Genomic DNA, 1,827 nt, shown 5'->3' on the forward strand with positions numbered 1-1,827 from the left:
CGCAACTCTGTCCGGTCGATTGTCCCCGTCCCTGCGAAAAAATCTGTCCCGCTTATGCTATCGATAGGGGAGGAGTGATTGAGCAGCGCTGTTATGGTTGCGGTCGCTGCTTACCCGTTTGTCCCCGGCAAATAATCGAGACAAAATCCCGTGTCTGTCAACCCCAAGAAATTATCCCCTTAATTATCGAAATGGGAGTCGATGCGATCGAAATTCATACCCAAGTCGGTCATGGAGAGGAATTTGCTCGACTCTGGCAAGCGATCGCACCTGTCAGTAAAAACCTAAAAATCCTCGCCATAAGTTGCCAAGATCATGAATATATCATTGATTACCTCCACTATCTGCGAGAAACTATTTCACCCCTAAGCTGTCCTCTGATTTGGCAGACTGACGGCCGACCGATGAGCGGCGATATCGGCAAAGGAACCACCCACCCGGCCATTAACATGGCCAAAAAAGTCCTCTGTGCCAATCTAGCCGGATTTGTGCAGTTAGCTGGGGGAACCAATGACCATACCGTGACCAAATTACAGCAACTGGGACTGAGAGAAAAAATCGCTGGTATTGCCTATGGAAGTTACGCCCGTTCATTGATTTTGCCAATTTTAGAGCATTTAGACCAGCCTAACCTTGAAAATGACCCCCAAGCCCACCAAGAAGCCGTTAAAGCCGCTTCTATTCTCGTTGCTCAATTGAAGGCCTAGCCTTGGTCAAAAAACTATAATATTTTTTAAATTGACAACTAACCCCTAAATGTGTTAGACCCCAAGAAAATCTTGGCAATAAAAACAGCCAATTATCGCCAAAACCTTTTACTATTAATGCCAGAAACCCTACCCTCCTCTCGGATGCCAGTGACCGACGATTTAAACAAACTCTTGGCAATTCTACCCGCGCGGATTCGCGGCAAAATCGAGGAACACCCGCGGCAGCATCAACTGATCGAAGTAGTTATGGATTTGGGACGCATACCAGAAGCGCGTTTTCCCGATGGGGCGATCGATCTGGGGGACGAACCGATCTCAAAAGAAGAAATCCAGTATTCGATCGCCCGGGTGGGCAGTTTTAGCGGCGATAATCGCGCCGGGATTGAACGCACCCTGCACCGCATCAGTGCCATTCGCAATCGAGACGGGGAAATTATCGGTTTAACCTGTCGTATCGGTCGGGCCGTTTTCGGTACGATCACCCTGATTAACGACCTAGTGGAAACGGGTAAATCCCTGCTGCTGCTCGGTCGTCCGGGGGTAGGGAAAACCACCGCTCTCCGGGAAATAGCCCGAGTTTTAGCCGACGACCTCAATAAACGGGTAGTGATTATCGACACCTCCAACGAAATCGCCGGGGATGGAGATATTCCCCATCCGGCCATCGGTCGCGCTCGTCGGATGCAGGTGGCCCGTCCGGAATTGCAGCATCAAGTCATGATCGAAGCAGTGGAAAACCATATGCCGGAGGTGATCGTGATCGATGAGATCGGTACGGAATTAGAAGCTCTGGCCGCTCGCACGATCGCCGAACGCGGGGTGCAGTTAGTGGGAACCGCCCACGGCAATCAACTGGAAAATTTAATTAAAAACCCGACTTTATCGGATTTAGTCGGGGGAATTCAGGCAGTAACTCTCGGAGACGAAGAAGCGCGCCGCCGGGGTTCTCAGAAGACCGTTTTAGAACGCAAAGCACCCCCCACCTTTGAGATTGCCATCGAAATGTTGGAACGTCAGCGCTGGGTCATCCACGAAGACGTATCTACCACTATCGACCAACTGCTGCGGGGACGGGAAGCAATTGCCCAAATCCGTTGGGTGGACGAGGAGGGGAAAG

2 protein-coding genes are annotated in these 1,827 nt (G+C 50.8%); both read left to right on the forward strand.

The window, feature by feature from the left end:
- On the forward strand, positions 1 to 707 hold a 707-nt coding region (locus PX636_RS00855; protein WP_288115920.1), incomplete at its 5' end, for a Light dependent period protein LdpA domain-containing protein.
- A 117-nt stretch (positions 708 to 824) separates the two neighbouring features.
- The coding region (locus PX636_RS00860) for an AAA ATPase domain-containing protein (RefSeq protein WP_502882835.1) at positions 825 to 1,827 on the forward strand (1,003 nt) is incomplete at its 3' end.

It is taken from the genome of Microcystis sp. M53598_WE2 (genome assembly GCF_030067735.1).
In the GTDB taxonomy this organism is placed as follows: Bacteria; Cyanobacteriota; Cyanobacteriia; order Cyanobacteriales; family Microcystaceae; genus Microcystis; species Microcystis aeruginosa.